Source organism: Streptomyces sp. NPDC048278, from assembly GCF_040652195.1.
Taxonomy (GTDB): domain Bacteria; phylum Actinomycetota; class Actinomycetes; order Streptomycetales; family Streptomycetaceae; genus Streptomyces.
On record NZ_JBEZLP010000009.1, the window covers coordinates 274877 to 297705 of the forward strand.

General features: G+C 72.0%; 16 protein-coding genes. 11 read left to right on the plus strand and 5 right to left on the minus strand.

Annotation, left to right across the window (positions count from 1 at the left end):
* Positions 1–49: 49 nt before the first annotated feature.
* The 3 genes from AB0D74_RS18795 (at position 50) to AB0D74_RS18805 (ending at position 4396) form a co-directional block, all read left to right on the plus strand.
* Positions 50–1621, plus strand: coding sequence for an NAD(P)/FAD-dependent oxidoreductase (locus AB0D74_RS18795; protein WP_362587470.1), 1572 nt, complete (start codon positions 50–52; stop codon positions 1619–1621).
* Between the two features lie 115 nt (positions 1622–1736).
* Positions 1737–2846, plus strand: a complete 1110-nt coding sequence (locus tag AB0D74_RS18800; protein WP_362587473.1) for a nitronate monooxygenase family protein — start codon at positions 1737–1739, stop codon at positions 2844–2846.
* On the plus strand, positions 2843–4396 hold the full coding sequence (locus AB0D74_RS18805) for an acyl-CoA synthetase (RefSeq protein ID WP_362587475.1): 1554 nt from the start codon (positions 2843–2845) through the stop codon (positions 4394–4396). The genes AB0D74_RS18800 and AB0D74_RS18805 overlap by 4 nt, the downstream gene beginning before the upstream one ends.
* 35 nt (positions 4397–4431) lie before the next feature.
* On the opposite strand, the gene AB0D74_RS18810 is transcribed toward AB0D74_RS18805, so the two are convergent.
* The 3 genes from AB0D74_RS18810 to AB0D74_RS18820 all read right to left on the minus strand — a co-directional run bounded on the left by AB0D74_RS18810 (position 4432) and on the right by AB0D74_RS18820 (position 10002).
* A complete protein-coding gene (locus tag AB0D74_RS18810) occupies positions 4432–7344 on the minus strand; it encodes an AAA family ATPase (protein WP_362587478.1) in 2913 nt (970 codons plus the stop codon).
* Positions 7345–7532: 188 nt separating this feature from the next.
* Positions 7533–8540, minus strand: a complete 1008-nt coding sequence (locus AB0D74_RS18815; RefSeq protein ID WP_362587482.1) for a (-)-alpha-amorphene synthase — start codon at positions 8538–8540, stop codon at positions 7533–7535.
* Positions 8524–10002, minus strand: a complete 1479-nt coding sequence (locus AB0D74_RS18820; RefSeq protein WP_362587484.1) for a cytochrome P450 — start codon at positions 10000–10002, stop codon at positions 8524–8526. Before AB0D74_RS18820 ends, AB0D74_RS18815 begins: the two co-directional genes overlap by 17 nt.
* A 302-nt stretch (positions 10003–10304) precedes the next feature.
* On the opposite strand from AB0D74_RS18820, the gene AB0D74_RS18825 reads away from it, so the two are divergent.
* From AB0D74_RS18825 to AB0D74_RS18840, 4 genes are all read left to right on the plus strand, one after another.
* Positions 10305–11807, plus strand: a complete 1503-nt coding sequence (locus AB0D74_RS18825) for an acyl-CoA synthetase (protein ID WP_362587486.1) — start codon at positions 10305–10307, stop codon at positions 11805–11807.
* 141 nt (positions 11808–11948) lie between these two features.
* Entirely contained in the window at positions 11949–13469 is a 1521-nt protein-coding gene (locus AB0D74_RS18830) for a metallophosphoesterase family protein (RefSeq protein WP_362587489.1), read from the plus strand.
* Between the two features lie 28 nt (positions 13470–13497).
* Complete coding sequence (locus AB0D74_RS18835; protein WP_362587492.1) at positions 13498–14217, plus strand: class I SAM-dependent methyltransferase; 720 nt, start codon at positions 13498–13500, stop codon at positions 14215–14217.
* Positions 14218–14280: 63 nt separating this feature from the next.
* The gene (locus AB0D74_RS18840; RefSeq protein WP_362587495.1) at positions 14281–15117 is read left to right on the plus strand and encodes an alpha/beta hydrolase; all 837 of its coding nucleotides are present in this window, start codon (positions 14281–14283) and stop codon (positions 15115–15117) included.
* Here the strand turns inward: AB0D74_RS18840 and AB0D74_RS18845 are convergent.
* Both AB0D74_RS18845 and AB0D74_RS18850 read right to left on the minus strand, forming a co-directional pair.
* Entirely contained in the window at positions 15054–16832 is a 1779-nt protein-coding gene (locus AB0D74_RS18845) for a sulfatase (protein ID WP_362587498.1), read from the minus strand. The genes AB0D74_RS18840 and AB0D74_RS18845 overlap by 64 nt on opposite strands.
* Positions 16833–16943: 111 nt before the next feature.
* On the minus strand, positions 16944–18554 hold the full coding sequence (locus tag AB0D74_RS18850) for an acyl-CoA synthetase (RefSeq protein ID WP_362587501.1): 1611 nt from the start codon (positions 18552–18554) through the stop codon (positions 16944–16946).
* A 187-nt stretch (positions 18555–18741) separates the two neighbouring features.
* Between AB0D74_RS18850 and AB0D74_RS18855 the strand changes: the two genes are divergently transcribed.
* From AB0D74_RS18855 to AB0D74_RS18870, 4 genes are all read left to right on the plus strand, one after another.
* On the plus strand, positions 18742–19542 hold the full coding sequence (locus tag AB0D74_RS18855) for a crotonase/enoyl-CoA hydratase family protein (protein ID WP_362587504.1): 801 nt from the start codon (positions 18742–18744) through the stop codon (positions 19540–19542).
* Positions 19543–19656: 114 nt separating this feature from the next.
* Positions 19657–20598, plus strand: a complete 942-nt coding sequence (locus AB0D74_RS18860) for an OB-fold domain-containing protein (protein ID WP_362587507.1) — start codon at positions 19657–19659, stop codon at positions 20596–20598.
* Positions 20598–21644 carry a thiolase domain-containing protein gene (locus AB0D74_RS18865; RefSeq protein ID WP_362587510.1) on the plus strand — a complete coding sequence of 349 codons (1047 nt, stop codon included), beginning with the start codon at positions 20598–20600 and terminating at the stop codon, positions 21642–21644. Before AB0D74_RS18860 ends, AB0D74_RS18865 begins: the two co-directional genes overlap by 1 nt.
* Positions 21641–22807, plus strand: coding sequence for a thiolase domain-containing protein (locus AB0D74_RS18870; protein WP_362587512.1), 1167 nt, complete (start codon positions 21641–21643; stop codon positions 22805–22807). The genes AB0D74_RS18865 and AB0D74_RS18870 overlap by 4 nt, the downstream gene beginning before the upstream one ends.
* Positions 22808–22829: the final 22 nt, after the last annotated feature.

The following is a 22829-nucleotide window of genomic DNA, read 5'->3' on the forward strand; positions in this document are numbered from 1 at the left end:
AACCGGCATGCCTCTTACCCGCCTAGATCATCATGTGTTACGAAGAACCATGCCCCCTGCCACCGAAGCAACCCGGAGCTACGACGCCGTCATCGTCGGCGGCGGCCACAACGGCCTCGTCGCGGCGGCCTACCTGGCCCGGGCCGGCCGCACCGTCCTGGTGCTGGAGCGACTCGGCCGCACCGGCGGCGCCGCGGTCTCCACCCGCCCCTTCGCCGGCGTCGACGCGCGGCTCTCCCGCTACTCGTACCTCGTCAGCCTGTTGCCGAGGAAGATCGTCCGCGACCTCGGCCTGGACTTCCGGGTCCGTGGCCGCACCATCTCCTCGTACACGCCCGTGGAACGCGACGGCCGGCCCACCGGACTGCTGGTCGGCGGCGGCGAGCGCCGCATCCGCGAGGCGTTCGAACGGCTCACCGGGGGCAAGACGGAGTACCAGGCCTGGCAGCGGTTCTACGCCATGACCGGCCGGGTCGCCGAACGCGTCTTCCCGACGCTCACCGAACCGCTGCCCGCACGCGAGGAACTCCGCCGCCGGATCGACGACGAGGCGGCCTGGCGGGCCCTGTTCGAGGAGCCGGTCGGGGTCGCGATCGAGGAGAACTTCGCCGACGACCTGGTGCGCGGCGTCGTCCTCACGGACGCGCTGATCGGCACCTTCGCCGACGCCCACGACGCCTCGCTGCGCCAGAACCGCTGCTTCCTCTACCACGTCATCGGCGGCGGCACCGGCGCCTGGGACGTACCGGTCGGCGGCATGGGCGCCCTCACCGACGCACTGGCCACCGCCGCGCGCTCGGCCGGCGCGGTGCTCGCCACCGGACACGAGGCGGTACGGATCGAGACGGACGGCCGGACCGCGGAGGTCGCCTACCGCACCGCCGACGGGGAGGGCGTGGCGGTCGCCCGGCACGTCCTGGTGGGCGCCTCCCCGCAGGAGCTCGCCGCCCTCACCGGCGATCCCGCCCCGGAGCCCGCCGAGGGCGCCCAGCTCAAGGTGAACATGCTGCTCAAGCGGCTGCCCAGGCTGCGCGACACCGCCGTCGACCCGCGCGAGGCGTTCTCCGGCACCTTCCACATCGCCGAGGGCTACGGGCAGCTCGCCGCCGCGCACGCCCAGGCGGCGGCCGGCCTGCTCCCCGCCGCCCCGCCCTCGGAGATCTACTGCCACTCCCTGACCGACCCCACCATCCTCGGCCGCGACCTGGCCGACCGCGGCTACCAGACACTCACCCTCTTCGGCCTGCACACCCCGGCCCGGCTCTTCGCCGCCGACAACGACGCGGTACGCGACGAACTCCTCAAGTCGACCCTCGCCCAGCTCGACGCCCACCTCGCCGAGCCGATCGCCGACTGCCTGGCCCTCGACGCCGACGGCCGCCCCTGCATCGAGGCGAAGACCCCCCTCGACCTCGAACGGGACCTGCGCCTGCCCGGCGGCAACATCTTCCACCGCGACCTCTCCTGGCCCTACGCCCAGGACGGCACCGGCCGCTGGGGCGTGGAGACCCGGCACGCCAACGTCCTGCTGTGCGGGGCGGGCGCGGTCCGCGGGGGAGGGGTGAGCGGGGTACCGGGGCACAACGCGGCGATGGCGGTCCTGGAACAGCGGAACGACTGACCGCCGACCGGGACACCGCCGACCGGGACGCGGCCGACCGGGGTACCTTCAAAGAATCTGACGGAGCATCAGAAAACCTCTTCCGTCGTCCGCGTGACTGCGGCATCCTGCGCCCATGCAGACGGAGCTGAGCAAGACCCTGGGAGTCGAGCACGCCGTCTTCGGCTTCACGCCGTTTCCCGCCGTGGCCGCGGCCATCAGCCGGGCCGGCGGCTTCGGAGTGCTCGGCGCGGTCCGCTACACCGCCCCCGACGACCTCAAGCGCGACCTCGACTGGATCGAGGCACACGTCGACGGCAAGCCCTACGGCCTCGACGTCGTGATGCCCGCCAAGAAGGTGGAAGGCGTCACCGAGGCCGACGTCGAGGCGATGATCCCGGAGGGGCACCGGCAGTTCGTCAGGGACACCCTCGCCAAGTACGGCGTGCCCGAACTGGCCGACGGCGAGGCGTCCGGCTGGCGCATCACCGGATGGATGGAACAGGTCGCCCGCACCCAGCTCGACGTCGCCTTCGACTACCCGATCCGGCTCCTCGCCAACGCCCTCGGCTCCCCGCCCGCCGACGTCGTCGACCGCGCCCACGACCAGGACGTCCTCGTCGCCGCGCTCGCCGGCAGCGCCCGGCACGCGGTCAAGCACAGGGAGGCGGGCATCGACATCGTCGTGGCCCAGGGCTACGAGGCCGGCGGCCACACCGGCGAGATCGCCACCATGGTCCTCACCCCGGAGGTCGTCGACGCCGTCGCGCCACTGCCCGTCCTGGCGGCGGGCGGGATCGGCAGCGGCCGGCAGGTGGCCGCCGCGCTCAGCCTCGGCGCTCAGGGAGTGTGGCTGGGCTCCATGTGGCTGACCGTCACCGAGGCGGACCTCTCCTCGCCCGCCGTGACCCGCAAACTGCTCGCCGCCGGCTCCGGCGACACCGTGCGCTCCCGCGCCCTGACCGGCAAACCGGCCCGCCAGTTGCGCACCGAGTGGACCGACGCCTGGGACGACGCGAACGGCCCCGGCACCCTCCCCATGCCCCTCCAGGGCCTGCTCGTCGCCGAGGCACTGACCCGCATCCAGAAGTACGAGGTCGAGCCCCTGCTCGGCACCCCCGTCGGCCAGATCGTCGGCCGCATGACCGCCGAACGCAGCGTCCAGGCCGTCTTCGACGACCTCACCCGGGGCTTCGAACAGACCGTCGACCGCATCAACCGCATCGCCGGAAGGAGCGGCAAGTGACCAGCACGCCCCCCACCGGGTTCTGGGCCCAGGCCACGAGCGATCCCGACCGCAAGGTGCTCGTCGCACCCGACGGCGAGGAATGGACCGCCGGCCGCCTGCACGCGGCCGTCAACCAACTCGTCCACGGACTCCGGGCCGCTGGCCTGGAGCGCGGCGACGCCTTCGCGGTCGTCCTGCCCAACGGGCCCGAGTTCTTCACCGCCTACCTCGCCGCCACCCAGGCCGGCCTCTATCTCGTCCCGGTCAACCACCACTTCGTCGGCCCGGAGATCGGCTGGATCGTCGCCGACTCCGGCGCCAAGGTGCTCCTCGCCCACGAGCGGTTCGCCGGCCCGGCACGGCACGCCGCCGACGAGGCCGGCCTCCCCGCCACCCACCGGTACGCGGTCGGCGAGATCGAGGGCTTCCGGCCGTACGCCGAACTCCTCGACGGACAGCCGGAGTCGGCGCCCGCGGACCGCGAACTCGGCTGGGTCATGAACTACACCTCCGGTACGACGGGCCGCCCCCGCGGCATCCGCCGCCCGCTGCCCGGCAAGCTCCCCGAGGAGGCCTACCTCGGTGGCTTCCTCGGCATCTTCGGCATCCGCCCCTTCGACGACAACGTCCACCTGGTCTGCTCGCCGCTCTACCACACGGCCGTACTGCAGTTCGCGGGCGCGTCCCTCCACATAGGTCACCGCCTGGTCCTCATGGACAAGTGGATCCCCGAGGAGATGCTCCGCCTGATCGACACACACAAGTGCACCCACACCCATATGGTCCCGACCCAGTTCCACCGCCTGCTCGCCCTCCCCGAGGATGTGCGGGCACAACACGACGTCTCCTCCATGCGGCACGCCATCCACGGCGCCGCCCCCTGCCCGGACCACGTCAAGCGGGCCATGCTCGACTGGTGGGGCCCCTGTGTGGAGGAGTACTACGCGGCCAGCGAGGGCGGCGGCGCCTTCGCCACCGCCGAGGACTGGCTGAAGAAGCCCGGTACGGTCGGCAAGGCGTGGCCCATCAGCGAACTCGCGGTCTTCGACGACGACGGCAACCGGCTCCCGCCCGGCGAACTCGGCACCGTCTACATGAAGATGAACACCGGCGGCTTCGCCTACCACAAGGACCGGGCCAAGACCGAGAAGAACCGCATCGGCGACTTCTTCACCGTCGGCGACCTCGGCTACCTCGACGAGGACGGATACCTGTTCCTCCGCGACCGCAAGATCGACATGATCATCTCGGGCGGGGTCAACATCTACCCCGCCGAGATCGAGTCCGTGCTCCTGTCCCACCCGGCCGTCGCCGACGCCGCCGCCTTCGGCATCCCGCACGACGACTGGGGCGAGGAGGTCAAGGCCGTCGTCGAACCCGCCCCCGGACACGAGCCCGGCCCGGACCTCGCCGCCGACCTGCTCGCCCACTGTGCCGGACAGCTCGCCGGCTACAAGTGCCCCAAGACCCTCGACTTCATCGCCGAGATGCCCCGCGACCCCAACGGCAAGCTGTACAAGCGGCGGCTGCGGGACCCCTACTGGGAGGGGCGCACCAGGCCGGTGTGACCGACCGGGACCCGGCGGTCCGGCGGTCCGGCACGTCAGGGGCGCGGACGCTGCCTGACCTCCAGGAACCCGCCGAGGCCGGCCGCATCGGTGCCGAGCTTGCGGTAGACCCGGGACAGCAGCTGCCGCACGCCCTGTTCGGTGAGGTGCAACTCCTTGGCGACCACACCCGCCGAGTGTCCCCGGACGGTCAGTTCGGCGGTCCGCAGTTCCGGCGCGGTGAGCGTGTCCACCTGCGCGTAGCGCAACGGCAACGGCCGCAGCCCGGCCGCCGACAGCTCCTCCCGGGCCCGGGCGGCGAGCGCCTCGGCCCCGCAGTGGACGGCTCCCTCCAGCCCCTGGTAGAGCCGGTCGGCGGCCTCCTGGAGTCGGCCGCCCAGGGACAGCGCGGCGCCGTGGCCGATCTGGGCGCGGGCGAGTTCGTAGGCGGCCGGCGACTGTTCCAGCTGCTCGACGGCCTGCGCGTACAGGTCGACCGCCGCCGGCCCGCAGGTCACCTCGGCCAGCGTGTACAGGGCCTGCCCGACGGCCGAGGCGGCACCGAACTCCCGGGCCCGGCGCACGGCTTCCTCGGCATGCCCCACCGCCTCCTCGGGAGCGGTGGGCGCGAGCGCGGTCGCGAGCCGCAGCTGCCACGGACACCAGGCCGGATTCCGCCAGCCCCGCGCGTCCAGCCACTGTCCGACCGAGGCCGCCAACCGCGCCGCCTCGGCGTGCCGGCCCTCGGCGAGGAGGAGTTCGGCGTGGACGGTGCGGGGGTCGGGGTAGATGACGGCGTTGGGAGCCGTCGCGCCGAAGCGGTGCTCGTCGGCGAGCGCCCGCGCTTCTGCGACCCGCCCACGGGCCAGCAGCGTCTGGATGAGGATGCCCACGGCGAACCACTGCGCCGGCACGGCCCCCTCCACCTTGTCGGCGATCAGCAGACCTCCCCGTACCAGTTCCTCGGCCTCGGCGAGGCATCCGCGGCGGTAGCGGATGTAACCGGCGAGGGTCTGGCCGAGCGCCAGGTGGGAGCCGCGCCAGCCCATGGCCACGCACTCCGCGATGCCCTTGCTGAACAACTCCTCGGCCCTTCGGGGCTGGTCGGCGTACATGTAGACCAGGGCGACCGAAGCGGGGACCTCGAAACCCCGGTTCTCGTCGGTCCAGCTCATGCCGCCGTCCAGGGCCTTCTCGGCATGGCCGAGGCTGCTCCGCCGCGGCTCGCCGCGCAGGACGGCGTCCCAGGCCCGCAGCCCCAGGATGTAGCGCTCCTCCAGACTGCGGCCGGGCAACTGCTCGGCCAGCCGTGCCAGGGTCCGGGAGCGAGCGGGCGAGTCGTGGTCGTCGGCCTGGAACATGCCCCAGACGAACTGATCGGCCTGCATGCGCAGTTTGACGCGGGGACTGGTGGCCTGCCGCGCCTCCTCGGTGGCCACGCTCACGGCCTCGGCCAGCTGGTCGGTGTGCGCCAGAGCCTGCGCGAGCCGGAAGACGATCGAGGCGCGCAGATCGGGGTCGACGTCGGACTGCGCCAGCGCCTGGCGCAGGTGCCGGACGGTGGCCGTGGGCTCGATCAGGAAGGTGGAGCAGGCGAGTTCGTGGAGGACCGCGGCCCGGTCCTCGGGCAGCGGCGGCTCCCGCAGCGCACGGGTCAGCAGGCGCCGGGCGGCCTCGGTGGCCCCGGCGCGCAGGTACACGCGAGCGGCCTCGCGGAGACACGCCACCGCTTCCGGACTGCCTTCGCAGGGCACCTCCAGCAGGTGCCGGGCGGCGGCGGTGGGGCCGTGCCCGGCGGCGAGGACGGCCTCCGCGGCGGCGTTGTGCATGCCGACCCGGATGGCCTGCGGGCGGATGGACCGGTAGATCGTCGTGGCGATCAGGGGATGCACGAACTCGAGGGAGCCGTCGAGTTCGCGTCCGTAGGACAGGATCCGGGCCGCTCGCAGCTTGTGGACCGCCTCGTTCGCCTCCTCGTCGCCGAGCACCGCGATGGTGGCGGCGAGCTGTGGGGAGAAGGGCGAACCCAGCACGGCCGCGGCGTGCGCGAACCGGACCGTCGCCGTGCCGAGCCGCTTCAGCCGCTCGATCAGCCCCGGGCCCTTGATCTCCGCGGCGAGCTCACGCATCGCGAGCAGGTCGTCCTCGGTACCGCCCACCCTCTGCTCGGCGAGCTTGATGGCGAGCTCCACCGTCTCGAAGGGGCTCCCGCCGGTGGCGGACCAGCATTCCTTGCAGAACTCGTCCTTGGCCACGTCACCGACTTCGGCCCTGACGATCCTGGCCACCCCCTCGGCGGTGAGCAGTTCGAGCTCGTGCGGGCGGTCCCCGTGATGTCCCACGAGGGTGCGCAGTTCGCCTCCCTCGGGCGGCAGTTCGTCGGGCCGGTAGGCGACCACGAGCAGCAGCGGGAGGTCGTCGACCCGGGGTACGAACGAGGTGAGCCACTTCAGGGACTCGGGGTCCGCCCAGTGCAGGTCGTCGAGGAGGATGACCACGGGTGCCTTCTTCACCGTGAGCCGCGTCATGACCCAGTCCAGACCCTCACGGACCCCGGTGGGGTCCGGAGCGGGAGCGGACCCCCTTGCTTCCAGACCGAGCACGGCGGCGACGGTGTCGTACCAACTTCCCAGAAAGGCGCGGAGTTCGGCCTCCTCCATCCGCGCCAGCGGGGGCTGCATCAGCTGCCGTACGACGCGGAAGGCCGAACCCTGTTCCGCTTCGCCGCCCCTGCCGGACAGCACGGTGAATCCGCCCGCCGCGGCTTTCGCGCGTGCTTCCGCCATGAGGGCCGTCTTGCCCAGTCCGGCCCGCCCCGTGAAGGCCAGCAATCCCTTGTGCCGTGCTCGCGGTACTCCGCTCGATGTGCGCCGCAATTCCCGGAACGCCGCGTCGAGGGCCTGAAGTTCCCGTCGGCGCTCGATCAAGGTCTGCTGATCCAAGACCGATTGCCGCGGCTCCATTGCCATATGCCGTACCGCTTTCTTTCGTTCGGCCCGGGGACAGCCGAGCGTACGCCTTGTCGCGGTGCGGCCCGACCGGACTGAGTACTATCGGGTGAATCATGAACTGTAGAAGGGATAATGTCCGTCTTCCGGGTAGGGGACCCTGATCGCCTCCTTCCTGAGGGGCGGTCGCCGGACCGCGGCAGGTGCACCTACTGCACGACGGGCACCGACGCCACATCCGCGTACCGCGGTACGGTCCGGGACCAGTGGTAACACCCGCGGATCCAGCCGGTCATGCCTTCCACGTAACCCACCCCCGCGGTGCTGAGTTCCGGTTCGACCCCGGCGTAGAGCTCCTGGAACTCCTCGATCGTGCTGTTGATCTGCCGGATGGCGAGGACGACGGCGGCCTGCAGGGAACACCCGTTCTCGCGCTGGTGGGCGAGGGCCAGGTTGATCATTCCGCCGGCCCGCTGTTCCTTCACCGAGGAGAACAGGTCCGGTATCCACACCGCCGCGTCGGCCGAGAGCCGGGCCAGTCGCCGTACGACGGGATGGTGGAGTTCGGCGGCGGACAGTTCGTCGGGCTGAGCGGCCTCGCACAGCGGGTGGAACGGTTCGACTCCCGCGATCAGGGACCGTATGGAGGTGCAGTCTCCGGCCCGCAGAAGGTAGGGCTGGGCCTGGGCCACCGCTTCGTACAACAGGCCGTGCACGTATTCGCGGCTCTTCCAGGCCCACCGTGCGGCCTGCGCGGGAGTACACCGTTCCCGGACCTGTCGGTGGAGATCGGCCAGGGCCGCGCCGAGGGGAGTGCTGGGGGGCCGTTCGTCGCGCAGGACCGCGATGCTCTCGAACAGCATCGGCAGCAGCAGGCCGGGCGAGCGCTGCCCGACGTCCTCGGCCTGGTCGTCGAAGACGAACTGGTAGGCGATCTGGTTGGCCACGATCTGGAGCAGGCCGGAATCCACGTCGGCGCTGATGTAGGACGCGAGTTCGGCGGGGCGCGTGCGGGCGATCATCTTCGCCACGCCCGGCTCGTCCGTCAGCCCCCGCGCGCGCAGCCACGCGCCGACGCCGACCGCGGCTTCGGCTTCATGGGGGTTGCGCCGGAACGGGAAGGGCATATGGAGGTGGGCGTCGATCAGGTCTCCGAGGTTGGCGGCGCGGGTTCCGTCCGGTACGCCGACCGCGACCTCCTCATGCGTTGCCGACACTGTGGTCACCTGCCGATCGGGAGTCCGGTGCCTGGCGGGGGCAGACCGCGCGGCGCGGGAGCGGGGCGCGGGACGACGAGGCCTCCGGCGGCCCGGGCGGGCGTGTCTCGCAGAGCATGACCAGGGAGCGCGGCCCCAGTGTGATCGCGGGGCGCGGTGCCCGTGCCGTGTACGAGGGCAGATGGCGCAGCCGCACCCGGCCGGCGATGGTCGCGAGCGCGACGGTGATCTCCACCATGGCGAACTCGTCGCCGAGGCATTTGCGGTTGCCCGCGGAGAACGGCATCATCGCGCGCCGCTGGCCGGCGGTGGGCCGCCCCGGCAGCCAGCGGTCGGGGTCGAAGCGTTCGGGGTCGGGGAACGAGGACGGGTCGTGGTGCAGGAGGTAGGGGCTGTAGAGCACGGTGGCTCCGGCGGGCAGCCGGCGTCCCGCGAGTTCCGTCTCCCGGGTGGCGACGCGGGTGAAGAGCCAGCCGGGGGACGAGTGGCGCAGGGTCTCGGAGACGACGCACCGGGTCCGGACGAGGTGCTGCAGGTCGTCGGGGCGGGGTCGGCGACCGCCGGGCAGGACGGTGTCCAGCTCGGTGTGCAGACGCCGTTCGGCCTCGGGATGGCGGGCCAGCAGGCTGAAGGCCGCGGCCAGGGACAGGGCCGAGGTCTCGGCGCCCGTGAGCAGCAGGGTGATCAGGTGGTCGTGGACCTCCTGGTCGGTGCGGGCGGGTTCCGCGCCGTGGCCGTGGGGGGCCGCCAGCAGCGTTCCCAGGACGTCGTCTCGCGGGATGCCCCGGCGGCGTTCGGCGATCACCGCGTCGATGACGGCGTGCAGGCGGGCGAGCGCCCGCCGGTAGCGGCGGTTGGCCGGGGTCGGGAGCCGGAACAGCGCGTCGACCGGCACGACCGTGCGGACGAAGAGACCGCGGACGACGTCGGCGAGACAGTCCCGCACCTGGGCGGCGGTCGAGTCGTCCAGCGAGTCGGAGAGCAGGACCCGGCTGATGACGCGGGTCGTGAGGGTCGTCATCGCCTCGGTGACGGGAACCGCTTGGCCCGCCTGCCACCCCTCGCACACCGACTCGGCCTCCTCGGCGACGAGTTCCGTGTACGCGGCGGCGTGGGACGGACGGAAGGCCGGCTGCAACAGCCTGCGTTTGTCCCGGTGCGCGGACTGACGGCAGGTGACCAGTCCGTCGCCCATGAGCCTGCCCAGCCTGTCGTAGAGCGGGCCCCCTTTGTCGAAGGTGTGCGGGTCCATGAGCACCTCGTGGGCCAGCTCCGGGTGGCACACCATCCAGGCGCGCCGGGGGCCCAGCCGTATCTCGACCAGATCCCCGTGCGCGGGCAAAGAATTGAGAAACGCCAGCGGGCGACGGTATAAAGCGATACCGTGACCGAGGAGTGGGAATATGCCGGGAGCAGTACCTGCTGTCCATGTCCGTTTTTGTTCGGGCACAGCACCGTTCATGGAAACCTCCTGCCCAGTGCAACGCGTGAAATGAGCGAACCTGCTTCGAGGCTGACAGTCCGAGACAAGTCCTGCCCAGTTCAATCATGTGCGGGTTTCCGGAAACCTTTCTCCAAAGGGGCGCACAGGGGCACGTTGAAGCAAGATGCCCAATCGGTGAACGCCTCTTGATGCAAGATGCATCGATGGTGATTCTTTCCGTCACTCCCGTGCGGTTCCCTCCCGGCCGGACCCGGAGGGTTTCGGCGTCGCCCTTCGCGTTCGCTTGACCTGCCCGGGCGACGGCCCGAGGATCATGAGTCATGACGCAGGGACAGGGCAGCACGGTCGACGGGGTGCTGCGGCGCAGCGCCCGCCGCACCCCCGCACGGGTGGCGGTGCGGTACGGCGAGCGACGGTGGACGTACGGGGAACTCGACGACGCCGTCTCACGCGCGGCGAACGTCCTGCTCGGCCAGGGCCTCGACCGCGGCGACCGGGTCGGCACCTACGGACACAACTCCGACGCCTACCTGATCGCCTTCCTCGCCTGCGCCCGCGCCGGCCTGGTCCACGTCCCGGTCAACCAGAACCTGACCGGCGACGACCTCGCCTACATCGTCGGCCAGTCGGGCAGCTCCCTGGTCCTCGCCGACCCCGCCCTCACCGACCGGCTCCCCGACGGCGTACCGACGCTGCCGCTGCGGGACGCCGACGGTTCGCTGCTCGCCCGGCTCGCCGACGCGACGCCGTACGACGGGCCCGAACCACGCACCGAGGACCTGGTGCAGCTGCTCTACACCTCCGGGACCACGGCGCTGCCCAAGGGCGCGATGATGACCCACCGGGCGCTGGTGCACGAGTACCTGAGCGCGATCGCCGCCCTCGACCTGAGCGCCGGGGACCGCCCCGCACACGCGCTGCCGCTCTACCACTCCGCCCAGATGCACGTGTTCCTGCTGCCCTACCTGGCGGTGGGCGCCACCAACGTCATCCTCGACGGGCCGGACGGCGACACCCTCTTCGACCTCGTCGAGGCCGGAGACGTCGACAGCCTGTTCGCGCCGCCCACCGTGTGGATCGGACTCGCCAACCGGCCCGACTTCGCCACCCGCGACCTCGGCGGACTGCGCAAGGCCTACTACGGGGCCTCGATCATGCCGGTCCCCGTCCTGGAGCGACTGCGTGAACGGCTGCCGAAACTCGCCCTGTTCAACTGCTTCGGGCAGAGCGAGATCGGACCGCTGGCCACCGTGCTCGCCCCCGAGGAGCACAAGGGGCGGCTCGACTCCTGCGGTCGCACGGTCCTGTTCGTCGAGGCACGGGTGGTGGACGAGGACGGCGCCGACGTGCCCGACGGCACCCCCGGCGAGATCGTCTACCGCTCACCGCAGCTGTGCGAGGGCTACTGGGACAAGCCCGAGGAGACCGAACAGGCCTTCCGGGACGGCTGGTTCCGCTCCGGCGACCTCGCGGTGCGCGACGCCGACGGCTACTACACGATCGTCGACCGGGTGAAGGACGTCATCAACTCCGGTGGCGTGCTGGTCGCTTCGCGCCAGGTCGAGGACGCCCTGTACACCCACGAGGCGGTCGCCGAGGCCGCCGTGATCGGCCTGCCCGACGAGCGGTGGATCGAGGCGGTCACCGCGGTCGTCGTCGCGCGCGGCGAAGTCGACGAGGCCGGGCTGATCGCCCACGTGAAGGAGAAGCTCCCCGCCTTCAAGGCACCCAAGCGGATCCTCTTCGTGGACGCGCTCCCCCGCAACGCCAGCGGAAAGATCCTGAAGCGGGAACTGCGGGACCGGTTCGGCCCCGCCTCCTGAGGACCGGGCGGCGGCTCCTGCGCGGCCCGGCACGTGAGCGTCGACACAACGCCCCGTACGGACCCAAGAAGTCTGGTTCCATACCTTGTGCGGCTTCCGACACCACGTCCGCCGTTCACCGCCGGCGAGCACACAACCGACATGCGCTGCTGCCTCCCCGTCCCCCTCGGCGCACTCGCGGGCATCCCCGGCCCCTGCGAGCTGCTGCGCTCCGGCTACCTCCTCGCACCCGCCCTGCTCCGCTCCGCCGCCGCCCCCCGTCCCCGTCACCCCCGCTCCCTCGCCGCCGTCCACCTCGAACTCGTCACCCTCACCGAGGACCGCGCCGTCATCACCTGGCACACCGCCCTGCCCGGCACCGACGACGGCACCGGCCGGATGCTGCCCGCCGTCACCGAGGGCGAGGTCGTCTACGGCACCCACCCGGCCCGCCTCAACCGCACCGCCGGCGAGGACCGGCCCACCGCGCACCACCACGTCGAACTCACCGGCCTGGAGCCGGGCCAGACCTACTACTACCAGGCCCGTTCCCGGGGCGTGCCCGCCACACCCACCGCGCTGCACCTGGTCCGCGGCAACGCGGCCGGCACCTCCCGCCACGGCCTCGGCACGCCCGGCGGCCCCTACTCCTTCACCACCCCGCAGCCCCCGCCCGGCCACCACCTGTTCTCCGTCGCCCTCTGCAACGACCTGCACATCGGCGAGACCGTCGCCGGCCTCGTGGCCGGCGTCCCCTTCCTGCGCGGAGTGGGGCAGCGGACGGGACAGACCCCCTACCCCGAACTGATGAGCCGCGCCGTGGTGGACGAGGCCCGCAGCCGCGGCGCCCAGCTGCTGCTGGCCGCCGGTGACATCTCCGCAGGCGGCGGACCGCGCGACCTGGCGGAGGCCAGACGGATCCTCGACGGCTTCGGCGCCCACCGGCGGGACTACTTCGTCGTCCGGGGCAACCACGACCGCGCCGCGACCGACGGCGACGCCTTCCAACGCGAGTTCGGCACACCGGACGGGCCCGGCTGGTTCGAGCACGACGTGGCCGGACTGCGGATCATCGGCCTCGACACCTACGACAAGCGCGGCAACGGCGGTGACGCGGGCGGCCTCGGCGCCGAGCAGCTCTCCTGGTTCCGGCGCCGGTTGCGCGCCCACCGGGAACAGCCCACCGTCGTCTTCGGCCACCACCCGCTGACCGTCCGGGAGGGCCTCTTCCCGGTGAGCCCGGCGCAGCGCCTCGGCCGCCGCCAGGCCCGCGCGATCCTCCGGGCCTACGCCACCGCCCCGGGTGTGTTCCTCCACCATGTGGGCCACACCCACCGCAACAAGCGCACCCGTGTGCCCCTCGCCCCGCGGGTGACCCAGCTGGAGGTCGGTGCCGCCAAGGAGTACCCCGGCGGTTTCTTCCTGCTGCGGATCCACAGCGGCGGCTACGCGCTCAACTTCTTCCGGGCACGCGCCGCCGAGGCCCTGGAGTGGAACGAGCGCAGCCGCCGGCAGGCCGGGGGACTCTGGCCGTACCACGCACTCGGCCGGACCGTCGCCGACCGCAACAGCGTGACCGCCCGCGACCTGTCCGGCGTCGGCCGCCTCGTGCCGCCGTCCGCCCAGTCCCGTTCGCCCCAAGGGATGACCGCGGTCCCGAACCCCCGCCTGGATGTGGCCTAGAAGAACGGCACGTCCGTAGCGTGGGGACATGTCGACCCTGTGGGAACTCATGCACGACTGCATCCCTGACGACCACGCCCGTCAGGTCACCTCCCGCTACTACCTCGACGAAGCCATGAGCTCGCCGCGGGCACCGGACCGGGTGGTCGACCTCGGGTGCGGGCGGGGCACGTCGGCGGAGCTCTTCCGCAAGCACGACTCCCGCGTCCGCTGGGTGGGAGTCGACATCCGCGACTCGCCGGAGGCCGCCCAGCGCAGGCCCGGGGGCGACAGCGTCGTGTACTTCGACGGCGTCAACCTGCCGTTCCGCTCCGGCGCGGTCCCGCTCGTCTACTCCCACCAGGTCTTCGAACACGTGGCCAGGCCCAGGGAACTGCTCGCCGAGGTGGGCAGGGTGCTGCGCCCGGGCGGCCTGTTCATCGGCAGCACCTCGCAGTTCGAGCCGTACCACTCCTTCAGCCTGTGGAACTACACGCCCTACGGATTCCGGGTGCTGGTCGAGGAGGCCGGGCTCGCCCTGGAGGAGATCCGGCCCTCGCTCGACGGCGTGACACTGATCATGCGCACCTACCATGCCTCGCGGAAGAAGGAGTACGGCCGCTTCTGGCAGACGGAGTCGCCGCTCAACACGGAGATCGACGCCTGGGCCCGCGGCAGCAAGCGGGAGGCGGCCCTGGTGAACCTCCGCAAGCTCACGTTCTGCGGCCAGTTCGCGTTCCGGGTGAGCAAGCCGGTCCCGGCTGCCTGACACCGGGGGCCGGCCGCAGAAACCCGTTGCGGCACCGCGGCGCCGTCCCCGAGGATCAGCGCCATGCCCACTTTCGCCGCAGCCGACGGGACCCGCCTCGCCTACCACGTCAGAGGGGAGGGCGAACCGCTCGTCGTACTGCCGGGCGGCCCCATGCGGGCCTCCGTCTATCTGGGTGACCTCGGCGGGCTCACCGCCCACCGCCGGCTGATCCTCCTCGACCTGCGCGGAACCGGCGACTCCGCGGTGCCCGCCGACCCGGCGTCGTACCGCTGCGACCGACTGGTCGACGACGTGGAGATGTTGCGGGCCCACATGGGTCTCGACCACATGGACGTACTGGCGCACTCGGCGGGCGCCGCCCTGGCGACCCTGTACGCGGCGGCCCATCCGCACCGGGTGCGGCGGCTCGCGCTGATCACCGGCAACTCCTCGGCCCTCGGCCTGCACGCCACCCCCGAGGACCGGCTGGCGGCGGCCCGGCTGCGGGCGGGAGAGCCCTGGTTCGCGGAGGCGTTCCCCGCGCTGGAGGCGTGGCTGACCGGCTCCGGGGAGTTCGACGTGGTGTTCATGCCCTTCTTCCACGGCCGCTGGGACGCCGCCGCCCGGGCCCATGTCGCCGCCACCGAGCAGCAGAGCAACTTCGAGGCGGGCGACCGCTGCTTCGCCGAGGGCGCCTTCACCCCGGACGTCACCCGGGCCGCCCTGCGCGCCCTCGCCGCCCCCGTCCTGGTGTACGCCGGGGAACTCGACGGCGGTCCCAGCCCCGCCCTGGCCGGGCGCGTCGCCGATGCCTTCCCGCACGCGGAGGTCGTCGTGCAGCCCGGCGCCGGCCACTATCCCTGGCTCGACGACCCCGAGTGGTTCGTCCGCCGTACCGTCGGCTTCCTGGACGCCTGAGCCGCGCTCGGGTCCCGCGGCCCGAACGCCGTGAGGAAACGGTCGCGGAACTTGTCCATCGCCCAGATCGGCGCGTCCGCGGCGGGCTTCAGGCCCGGCGTCCAGTCCCAGCCGGCGACCCGGTCCAGGACCGCCGGGTCGTGGGCGACGATCGTGACCGGCACATCCCGGCGCGGGCTGCCTGCGACGACCTCCGGGCGGGGCTGGTGGTCGCCGAGGAAGACCAGGATCGTGTCCCGGCGCGCGTGGCGCCCCATGAACCCGAACAGGCTGCGCAGCGAGTACTCGATCGAGACCCGGTACTCGGTCCGCACGCTCTCCGGGTCCTTCCAGACCTCCGCCGGGTCCTTGCCCGCCTTCCGCATCGGACCGAAGACCGAGCCGTCGCCGAGGTCGGTCCAGTCGATCATGCGGGGGAGGGGCGCCCAGGGCTGGTGGCTGGAGGCGAGGATGATCTCCGCCATCATCGGACGCCGGTTCGGCTTCCCGTACTCCAGGCGGTCGAAGGCCTCCAGCGTGAACTGGTCGGGGACCGGCGTCCAGCTGAAATACGGGCCGCGGTAGCCGAGGTGCGTGGCGTCGTAGGCGCGGTCGAGGCCGAAGAACCGGGCCTCCGGCCAGGCCCTGCGGACCCCCGGCACGACACCGACCGTGCGCCAGGCGCCGGTCCTGCGGAAGTACTCGTTGAGGGTCGTCCGGTCGCCCGAGACGAGATCGCGGTACCGCTGCTGGTTGTCGATCCACAGCCCGGACAGCAGCGTGGCATGGCACATCCAGCTGCCCGCCCCGAGCACCGGGGACCGCAGCCAGCCGCTGCGCGCCTCGAAACCGGCCGCCCGGAGCGTGGCGGTGCCCTCCTTCAGGACCGCGCCGACCTGACGGGCCATCGCCGGATCCTCGATCGCCGTACGGCCGTAGCTCTCGACGAACGTGAACAGCACGTCCTTGCCGCGCAGGCCCGTCAGCAGCCGGTCCGGCGGCGTGTTCCCGAAGGCGTCGACGGCTGCCTCCGCCGCGAAGACCCGCGCGTCCGCGAGACCGGCGCGGACCGCCCGCACCCGGTCGTCCACCAGCTGCGCGTCGAGCGACGAGGCGACGGGCGCGCCGCCGGCCCGGAGACCGAAGGTGGCACAGGTGACCCAGGCGACGGCCAGGACCAGGGCCGTACGGACGGCCTGCGGGCGCCTGCGCGCCATCCGCTCGGCGACCCGCAGCAGGGCGAGGGCGGTCACGGCCGGCACGGTCGCGGCGAGGAGCACGGCCCCGGAGATCGCGAGCAGTTCACTGGTCCGGCCGAACGACTCCCGCACGTAGTCCGCCGCGTCGTCCAGCAGGACCCAGTCGAGCACCAGGTCGAACGGCCGTTCAAGCACCGAGTAGAAACCCATGTCCAGGCACTTCACCAGCGTCAGCAGCCCCACCGACGCGCCCGCCGCCACCGCCGTGACGCGCCGCGCCCGGCCGGGCAGGGCCAGCAGCACGGCCGCGAGCACGATCCCCTCGACCGGGAGGCGCAGGAACGCCGTCGGCGTGAGCAGGTCCAGCCGGTTCGGCAGCAGCAGCGCGGCCGGCAGCAGGAGGGCGGAGGCCGCGGTCGTTCCCACCGCGATGCCCCGGGCGGTGCGTGGCTGCCTCCGGCGGCAGCCCTCGTCCGTGCCGGGATCCGCCGGCGCGGGCGCGGTCTCCGGCGGCCGGGCGGGCGTGGGGTGCGACACCGGAGGTCCTTCCGTGCGGCGGCTGTGACACCGTGTGCATGATCGACAACTGATCGTGCGCACAGCGTACGGCCCGTGCGCCACCCCGCGGGGGTGGCGCACCCGCACGGTCTACCGGTCGGCGGCCACCGCCGTCTCCCGCGCCCACCGGTAGTCCGCCTTGCCGCTCGGGGACCGCTGGATGGCCTCGGCGATCACCAGCTGGCGGGGGACCTTGTACCCGGCCAGCCGGCTGCGGCAGTGGGTCTGGATGTCCGCGAGGGAGGGCTGCTCGGCGCCCGCGCGCAGCTGCACCACGGCCGCGACATGGTTGCCCCACTTGGCGTCGGGCACCCCGGCGACGAGCGCGTCGTACACGTCCGGGTGGGATTTGAGGGCCTGTTCGACCTCCTCCGGGTACACCTTCTCGCCCCCGGTGTTGATGCACTGCGAGCCCCGGCCGAGCACGGTGACGACGCCGTCCTCGTCGACCGTCGCCATGTCACCGAGGAGCACCCACCTGCGGCCGTCCTTCTCGAAGAACGTCTCGGCGGTTTTCGCGGGGTCGTTGTAGTAGCCGAGCGGTACGTGCCCGCTCTGCGCGACCCGCCCGATCTCGCCCACCGCCACCGGCTCGTGGGTCGCCGGATCGACCACCTGCGTACGGGAGTTGACGCGGACGCGGAAGCCGCTGCCGGCCCCGGAGTCGTCGGTCGCGGTGCCGTTGAAACCGGACTCGGAGGACCCGAAGTTGTTCAGCAGCACGGCGTTCGGGACCAGTTCGGTGAACAGCCTGCGCACGGTCTCGGAGAGGATCGCACCGGAGGAGGAGACGCTGAACAGCGCGGAGCAGTCGGTGCCCTTCATCGGCCCGTTGAGCGCGTCGATCAGCGGGCGCAGCATCGCGTCGCCGACCAGCGACATGCTGGTGACCTTCTCCCGCGCGATGGTCCGCAGCACCTCCTCGGGCACGAACTTGCGGTGGATCACCACCCGCTGACCGAAGTTGAAGCCGATGAGGGAGGTGAGGGTCGACGTGCCGTGCATCAGCGGGGGAGTGGGGAAGAAGGTGATCCCGGTTCCGCCGGCCGCCACCCGCTCGGCCAGCTCCTCCGGCCGCTTCACCGGCTCACCGGTCGGCGCCCCGCCGCCCAACCCGGCGAAGAACAGGTCCTCCTGACGCCACATCACCCCCTTGGGCATGCCCGTGGTGCCACCGGTGTAGATGATGAACTGGTCGTCACCCGAGCGCGCCGGGAACCCCCGACCCGGCGACCCGGCGGCCTCGGCCTCCGCGAAGGGCAGGGCCTTGAGCTCCGACGTCGGCTCGCCCACGCGCACCAGGTGCCGCAGCTTCGGCGTCCTGGGCAGCGCCGCCGCCACCCGGTCGTCGAACTCCGCGTCGAAGACCAGCGCGACCAGGTCGGCGTCCCGGTAGAGGTACACCAACTCGTCCTCGACGTAACGGTAGTTGACGTTGACCGGCACGACCCGCGCCTTCATGCACCCGAACACGGTCTGGAGGTACTCGATCCCGTTGTAGAGGTGCAGGCCGAGATGCTCCCCGGGGCGGATCCCGCTGTCGATCAGGTGATGGCCGATGCGGTTGGCGGCGGCGTCCAGCTCGGCGTAGGTCAGCCGGCGTTCCGCGCCCGTGCCGGGGTGGTCGACGTACACGAGCGCCTCGCGGTCCGAGGCCACGTCGACGACCGACTCGAACAGATCGGCAAGGTTGTACTCCACCGCTCCTCCTGACCCCGGCAACCGTGACGAAGAAAGGCGCACCTGTCCGTTCGCCGGTCATCAGAGCAAAGGGCGCGGCAAGTGTGAAGGGTTCACGCGAAGAAATCTGACTGTCTGTCAGAAAACCCTTGAAGTGCCTCCCGGCCTACTGCAACCTGTTCTCGTTCTTTCAGAGGGGAGACGGTCCATGGGTGGGACGGAACACCTCACCGTGCGGCGCGAGGGCGCCACACTGGTGCTCACGCTCAACAGGCCCGAGGCGAAGAACGCGCTCTCGATCTCCATGCTCGTCGGTCTGTACGACGGCTGGATCGAGGCCGACGCGGACGACGGCGTCCGCTCGATCGTGCTCACCGGGGCCGGGGGTGCCTTCTGTGCCGGGATGGACCTCAAGGCGCTGGCCGGACAGGGCATGGCGGGCGAGCACCTGCGCGACCGGCTGAAGGCCGACCCCGACCTGCACTGGAAGGCGATGCTCCGCCACCATCGCCCGCGCAAACCGGTGATCGCCGCCGTCGAGGGGTACTGCGTCGCGGGCGGCACGGAGATCCTCCAGGGCACCGACATCCGGGTCGCGGGCGAGTCCGCGACGTTCGGGCTCTTCGAGGTCCGGCGGGGGCTCTTCCCGATCGGCGGCTCGACGGTACGGCTCCAGCGGCAGATTCCGCGCACCCACGCGCTGGAGATGCTGCTCACCGGGCGGCCGTACAGCGCCCGGGAGGCGGCGGACATCGGGCTCGTCGGGCATGTCGTGCCGGACGGCTCGGCGCTGGAGAAGGCGCTGGAGATCGCCGAGCAGATCAACGCGTGCGGGCCGTTGGCGGTCGAGGCGGTCAAGGCGTCGGTGTACGAGACCGCGGAGATGACGGAGGCGGACGGGCTGGCTGCGGAGCTGAAGCGGGGGTGGCCGATCTTCGACACTTCCGACGCCAAGGAAGGGGCTCGTGCGTTCGCGGAGAAGCGGGTGCCTGCCTACAAGCGTGCGTAGTGCTGTGCAGGCCTGGGCCGGTTCGGAAGGCGCGGGCCGGTGGGGGCTGGTCGCGCAGTTCCCCGCGCCCCTGACGGGGCGCTATCCACTGACCTTCTCAAGGAGGCAGCGCCGATGCCCGAAGTTCTCAGAGCTCCCCTCGTCGTCGAGTTTCCCTTCACCCGGTCTCTCGGGCCTGTGCAGAGTGCGTTTCTCACCGGGTTGCGGGAGCGGGTCGTCCTCGGGGTGAAGGCCGCCGACGGGCGCACGCTCGTTCCGCCCGTCGAGTACGACCCCGTCACCGCCGACGAGATCCGTGACCTCGTCGAGGTCGCCCCCACCGGTACCGTCACCACCTGGGCCTGGAACCACGAACCCCGTCGCGGCCAGCCCCTCGGCACCCCCTTCGCCTGGGTGCTGGTCCGGCTCGACGGCGCCGACACCGCCCTGCTGCACGCCCTGGACGTCTCCGGCCCCGAGGCCGTGCGCACGGGCATGCGGGTCCGTGTCCGCTGGGCCGAGGAACGGTCCGGCGCCATCACCGACATCGCCTGCTTCGAGCCGTACGACGGGGAGGCGGTCGAACCCGGCGGGCACGGCGGCGAGTTCGAGGACGCCGTCCACGGCATCGTCGCCCATGCCCGCCTCGACTACACCTACTCGCCCGGCCGGGCCCAGTCCGCCTACATCGAGGCGCTCTCCTCCCGGCGCACCTTCGGCGAGCGCTGCCCCTCCTGCCGGAAGGTGTACATCCCGCCGAGGGGTGCGTGCCCCACCTGCGGGGTGGCCACATCGGAACAGGTCGAGGTGGGTCCCGGCGGCACGGTCACCACCTTCTGCATCGTCAACATCAAGGCGAAGAACCTCGACATCGAGGTGCCGTACGTCTACGCCCACATCGCCCTCGACGGCGCCGGCCTCGCCCTGCACGGCCGCATCGGCGGGATCCCCTACGACCAGGTGCGGATGGGACTCAGGGTCGAACCGGTGTGGACCGAGGGGGCCCGATTCCCCGACCACTACCGGCCCACCGGCGAGCCCGACGCGGACTACGACACGTACAAGGAGCTGCTGTGATGCGTGACATAGCACTGGTCGCCTTCGCGCAGACCGACCACCGCCGCACCAGCGAGGACCTCTCCGAGGTCGAGATGCTCATGCCGGTGCTGCACGACGTGGTCGGGCAGACCGGGCTGAAGACCGCCGACATCGGCTTCACCTGCTCCGGCTCCAGCGACTACCTGGCAGGACGGGCCTTCTCCTTCACCCTCGCCCTCGACGGCGTCGGCGCCTGGCCGCCGATCTCCGAGTCGCACGTCGAGATGGACGGCGCCTGGGCCCTGTACGAGGCCTGGACGAAGCTGCTCACCGGGGACGCGGACACCGCGCTCGTCTACTCCTACGGCAAGTCCTCGCCCGGCTCGGTGCGGGACGTGCTGACCCGGCAGCTCGACCCCTACTACGTGGCCCCCCTCTGGCCGGACTCCGTCGCGCTCGCCGCCCTCCAGGCCCAGGCACTCATCGACGCGGGGGAGACCGACGAGCCCGCGCTGGCCGCCGTCGGCGCCCGGAGCAGGACGGCGGCGGAAGCCAACTCCCATGCGCAGCTCCGGGGTTCCGTGCCGCAGGGGGACTACCTCGTACGGCCGCTGCGCACCGGCGACTGCCCGCCGATCGGCGACGGCGCCGCCGCCGTGATCCTCGCGGCAGGGGAGCGGGCCCGGGAACTGTGCGAGCGGCCCGCCTGGATCCGGGGCATCGACCACCGCATCGAGGCGCACAGCCTGGGCGTCCGCGACCTGACCGACTCGCCGTCCGCGCGGCTCGCCGCCGAGCGGGCCGGTGCCTTCGAACGACCCGTGGACACCGCCGAGCTGCACGCGCCGTTCAGCTCGCAGGAGGTCGTACTGCGCAAGGCGCTGCGGCTCGGCGACGACGTGCGCGTGAACCCGTCCGGCGGAGCCCTCGCCGCCAACCCGATCATGGCCGCCGGACTGATCCGCATCGGCGAGGCCGCCGCCCGCATCCACCGCGGCGAGTCCGACCGCGCCCTCGCCCACGCCACCTCCGGGCCCTGCCTGCAGCAGAACCTGGTCGCCGTACTCGAAGGGGATCCGCGATGAGCAAGGAGCCCGTGGCCGTCACAGGGATCGGCCAGACCAAGCACGTGGCGGCCCGGCGGGACGTGTCGATCGCCGGGCTCGTCCGCGAGGCCGCGCGACGCGCCCTCGACGACGCCGAGTTGGACTGGGCCGACGTCGACGCGGTCGTCATCGGCAAGGCGCCCGACTTCTTCGAGGGCGTGATGATGCCGGAGCTCTACCTGGCGGACGCGCTGGGGGCGGTCGGCAAACCCATGTTGCGGGTCCACACCGCGGGGTCGGTGGGCGGCTCGACCGCGCTCGTCGCGGCCAACCTCGTCGCCGCCCGCGTCCACTCCACCGTGCTGACCCTCGCCTTCGAAAAGCAGTCCGAGTCCAACGCCATGTGGGGGCTCTCCCTGCCGATCCCCTTCCAGCAGCCGCTGCTGGCCGGCGCGGGCGGCTTCTTCGCCCCCCATGTGCGGGCCTACATGCGGCGCAGCGGCGCCCCGGACACCGTCGGCTCGCTGGTCGCCTACAAGGACCGGCGCAACGCGCTCAAGAACCCCTACGCCCACCTCCACGAGCACGACATCACCCTGGAGAAGGTCCAGGCGTCCCCCATGCTGTGGGACCCCATCCGCTACTCGGAGACCTGCCCCTCCTCCGACGGCGCCTGCGCCATGGTCCTCACCGACCGCGCCGGAGCCGCCCGCTCCGCGAAGCCGCCGGCCTGGATGCTCGGCGGCGCCATGCGCAGCGAGCCCACCCTGTTCGCCGGCAAGGACGCGGTGTCGCCGCAGGCAGGCAAGGACTGCGCCGCCGACGTCTACCGGCAGGCGGGCATCGCCGACCCGCGCCGCGACATCGACGCCGTCGAGATGTACGTGCCGTTCTCCTGGTACGAGCCCATGTGGCTGGAGAACCTCGGCTTCGCCGAGGAGGGCGAGGGCTGGAAACTCACCGAATCGGGTGTCACCGAACTCGACGGTGACCTCCCCGTCAACATGTCGGGCGGAGTGCTCTCCACCAATCCGATCGGTGCCTCCGGGATGATCCGGTTCGCCGAGGCCGCCCTCCAGGTACGCGGCCAGGCCGGAGAACACCAGGTGGACGGCGCCCGCAAGGTGCTCGGGCACGCCTACGGCGGCGGCTCCCAGTTCTTCTCCATGTGGCTCGTCGGCGCCGCCGCCCCCGACAACTGAAAGGACCCGTTCACGTGGCCTG